The organism is Roseibium aggregatum (assembly GCF_014692675.1).
In the GTDB taxonomy this organism is placed as follows: domain Bacteria; phylum Pseudomonadota; class Alphaproteobacteria; order Rhizobiales; family Stappiaceae; genus Roseibium; species Roseibium aggregatum_C.
This window is the reverse complement of record NZ_JABFCZ010000058.1, coordinates 2,501-6,511: the sequence shown is the minus strand read 5'-3', so window position 1 is coordinate 6,511 and position 4,011 is coordinate 2,501. Positions and strand designations below refer to the sequence as shown.

At 55.2% G+C, this 4,011-nt stretch carries 1 protein-coding gene, 1 tRNA gene and 2 rRNA genes (1 of these 4 running past the window's edge); all 4 read right to left on the bottom strand.

Going from position 1 to position 4,011, the window contains the following annotated elements; translation table 11 throughout:
• Nucleotides 1–56 precede the first annotated feature (56 nt).
• Nucleotides 57–133 (bottom strand) — tRNA-Met (locus HK439_RS26055).
• Nucleotides 134–373: 240 nt separating this feature from the next.
• Nucleotides 374–488, bottom strand: a 5S ribosomal RNA gene (rrf, locus tag HK439_RS26050).
• Nucleotides 489–839: 351 nt separating this feature from the next.
• Nucleotides 840–3,559, bottom strand: a 23S ribosomal RNA gene (locus tag HK439_RS26045).
• Between the two features lie 410 nt (nucleotides 3,560–3,969).
• Nucleotides 3,970–4,011, bottom strand: partial view of a hypothetical protein gene (locus HK439_RS26040; protein WP_190294411.1) — the final stretch only. 99 nt of this gene lie beyond the right edge of the window; 42 of the gene's 141 nt are visible here — the last part of the coding sequence; the start codon falls outside the window, past its right edge; the stop codon is at nucleotides 3,970–3,972.

The following is a 4,011-nucleotide window of genomic DNA, read 5'->3' as shown; positions in this document are numbered from 1 at the left end:
ATGTGCCTTAAACGCAAAAACGGCCTAGCGGATTAGCGCTAAGCCGTTGTTTTATTTGGTTGCGGGAGCAGGATTTGAACCTGCGACCTTCAGGTTATGAGCCTGACGAGCTACCGGACTGCTCCATCCCGCGTCAACTTTGTGGTCTGAGGGAACCTTTGTTTCCTCGATGGGCTGTAGCACAGCCCGGTATTTTGTTTTGGCTTGCCTGGAATGTTGCGCTTGCTTGGGACACGAGTTCCGAGCGCATCGAAGGCAAGGCCGACTGGCCGTCGCCGCTTATGCGGCGCCTCCGCGGAGGCCAGGGCGAAGCCCGGTGCGGCCGTGAGCGCATTGATCGTTGAAGAGAGATTTTATTATCTGCGCTTTGCAGGCCTGGCAGCGACCTACTCTCCCACACCTTAAGATGCAGTACCATTAGCGCTGGGGAGTTTCACGGCCGAGTTCGGGATGGGATCGGGTGGGGGCTCCCCGCTAGAGCCACCAGGCCGGCGAAGGGCAGATAATAGAAACTGGTCTGTTTAACATGTTCTCACGGTTGAGCGGCTCTTCGAGCCTAACCTCCGAACGGGGCGCGCCATAAGGCGCGACGGCCGCTTGGCCTTGCCAAATCCATTGGATTTGGAGACCCGAGGTTTCCATGAGAACTGGTCTATCGATGGTTTTATGCGCGCTTTGGGCACTCAACGAAGCGAAGCTTCGCAAGCGCGAATGCGCGCCGCCAATTGTTTGGCGCCCCCGCGGAGCGCAGCCCGAAGGGCGAACGCGCGTGAGCGCAAACAACTGATCTTTTCAAAGCGCCAGGGGCGCTTTTAAAAGATGAACATGGACTAATGAGAGTAATCAAGCCGAACGAGCTATTAGTAAGGCTCAGCTTCACGCGTTGCCGCGCTTCCACATGCCTCCTATCAACGTGGTGGTCTTCCACGGCTCTTCAGGGAGAACTGGTTTTGAGGTGGGTTTCCCGCTTAGATGCTTTCAGCGGTTATCCCTTCCGTACATAGCTACCCTGCTATGCGGCTGGCGCCACAACAGGTCCACCAGAGGTACGTCCATCCCGGTCCTCTCGTACTAGGGACAGATCCTCTCAATTCTCCTACACCCACGGCAGATAGGGACCGAACTGTCTCGCGACGTTCTGAACCCAACTCACGTACCACTTTAATTGGCGAACAGCCAAACCCTTGGGACCTGCTCCAGCCCCAGGATGTGATGAGTCGACATCGAGGTGCCAAACAATGCCGTCGATATGGACTCTTGGGCATCATCAGCCTGTTATCCCCGGCGTACCTTTTATCCGTTGAGCGATGGCCCTTCCACGAGGGACCACCGGATCACTATGGCCGTCTTTCGACTCTGCTCGACTTGTCAGTCTCGCAGTCAGGCAGGCTTATGCCATTGCACTCAACGAGCGATTTCCGACCGCTCTGAGCCCACCTTCGCGCGCCTCCGTTACCATTTGGGAGGCGACCGCCCCAGTCAAACTACCCGCCACACACGGTCCCGGATATTGTAGTACCGCGGTTAGATATCCATGACGACAAGGGTGGTATTTCAAGGGTGACTCCACCAAGGCTGGCGCCCTGGCTTCAACGTCTACCACCTATCCTACACATGTCGACACGAATACCAGTGTGAAGCTGTAGTAAAGGTGCACGGGGTCTTTCCGTCTGACCGCAGGAACCCCGCATCTTCACGGGGAATTCAATTTCACTGAGTCTATGCTGGAGACAGCGGGGAAGTCGTTACGCCATTCGTGCAGGTCGGAACTTACCCGACAAGGAATTTCGCTACCTTAGGACCGTTATAGTTACGGCCGCCGTTTACTGGGGCTTCAATTCGGAGCTTGCACACCTCCTCTTAACCTTCCAGCACCGGGCAGGCGTCAGACCCTATACGTCGCCTTGCGGCTTCGCAGAGCCCTGTGTTTTTGATAAACAGTCGCCACCCCCTGGTCTGTGCCACCCCCGCCTGGTTGCCCAAACGGAGGTCTCCCTTCTCGCGAACTTACGGGAGCAATTTGCCGAGTTCCTTCAGCATAGTTCTCTCAAGCGCCTTGGTATGCTCTACCAGTCCACCTGTGTCGGTTTCGGGTACGGTTTATACGGTGGAGCTATTTCCTGGAACACCTTCACCGCACCCCCAATCCAGTAAGGGGATACGATACACGGCATCCGTCACTACCACCAAGCTGCAGAATATTAACTGCATTCCCATCGACTACGCCTTTCGGCCTCGCCTTAGGGGCCGGCTAACCCTGCGCCGATTAGCGTTGCGCAGGAACCCTTGGACTTTCGGCGAGGGAGTCTCTCACTCCCTTTATCGTTACTCATGTCAGCATTCGCACTTCTGATATCTCCAGGAGCCCTCACGGGTCTCCCTTCGCAGACTTACAGAACGCTCCGCTACCGCGTGCTTACGCACACCCGCAGTTTCGGTGTATGGCTTGAGCCCCGGTACATTTTCGGCGCGGGACCCCTTATTTAGACCAGTGAGCTGTTACGCTTTCTTTAAATGATGGCTGCTTCTAAGCCAACATCCTGGTTGTTTTGGGAGTCCTACATCCTTTCCCACTTAGCCATAACTTAGGGACCTTAACTGGCGGTCAGGGTTGTTTCCCTCTCCACAATGGACGTTAGCACCCACTGTGTGTCTGCCGGATAGTACTTCTCGGTATTCGGAGTTTGGTTAGGATCAGTAAGGCGGTAAGCCCCCATAGCCCATCCAGTGCTCTACCCCCGAGAGTATTCATCCGACGCTCTACCTAAATAGATTTCGCGGAGAACCAGCTATTTCCGAGTTTGATTGGCCTTTCACCCCTAGCCACAGCTCATCCCCGACTTTTTCAACAGGCGTGGGTTCGGTCCTCCAGTGCGTGTTACCGCACCTTCAACCTGGCCATGGCTAGATCACTCGGTTTCGGGTCTAATCCAACGAACTGAACGCCCTGTTCAGACTCGCTTTCGCTACGCCTACACCTATCGGCTTAAGCTTGCTCGTTAAATTAAGTCGCTGACCCATTATACAAAAGGTACGCTGTCACCCTTGCGGGCTCCAACTGTTTGTAGGCATCCGGTTTCAGGGTCTGTTTCACTCCCCTCGTCGGGGTGCTTTTCACCTTTCCCTCACGGTACTTGTTCGCTATCGGTCGACAAGGAGTACTTAGGCTTGGAGGGTGGTCCCCCCATGTTCAGACAGGATTTCACGTGTCCCGCCCTACTCGAGGACTGCAAAAATTTCTACCCGTACGGGGCTATCACCCGCTGAGGCCCGACTTTCCAGACGGTTCCGGTTCTTAATTCACAGCCACTGGCCTGGTCCGCGTTCGCTCGCCACTACTAGCGGAGTCTCGGTTGATGTCCTTTCCTCCGGGTACTTAGATGTTTCAGTTCCCCGGGTTTGCTCCCTTGCGGGTACTCCATACGGAGTGGGTTGCCCCATTCGGAAATCGCCGGATCAAAGCTTATTCGCAGCTCCCCGACGCTTATCGCAGCGTATCACGTCCTTCATCGCCTCTTGTCGCCAAGGCATCCACCGAATGCCCTTAAGACACTTGATCACTCTCATTATCAATGTTCATCTTTTTTGCACTACCGCCTTTCGGCTACTTGAGTGCAAGTCTTATCCCTCTCACGGTGCGTAGCACCTGCGAGGCGCGCGGCATAAGCCGCGGCGGCCCTTGGCCTTGCGAAGCCTGATGGCTTCGAACACCAAAAACCGGATAAGTCACGATTACGCAGCCTGGTGGATCCGGCAAGGAACGCCAAATCCGGCTGGCAATCGATGAACCATCGATTTTAAGACCAGTTTCTTGAGATCAATCCAACAGCCATGCGGTCAAGCTGGCTTCCTGCTTGAGTGCAGAACCCTACGGTTACCCGCAGAGGTCAGACGATCTTCTCTTCAACGATGTCAAGAACAGGCGGCGATCAGCGATCACCGCAAAACGGTTTCTTCTTCATAAATGAGTTAGTTGCTTGCGCTCACGGCCGTATCGGCTTCGCCTGGCCT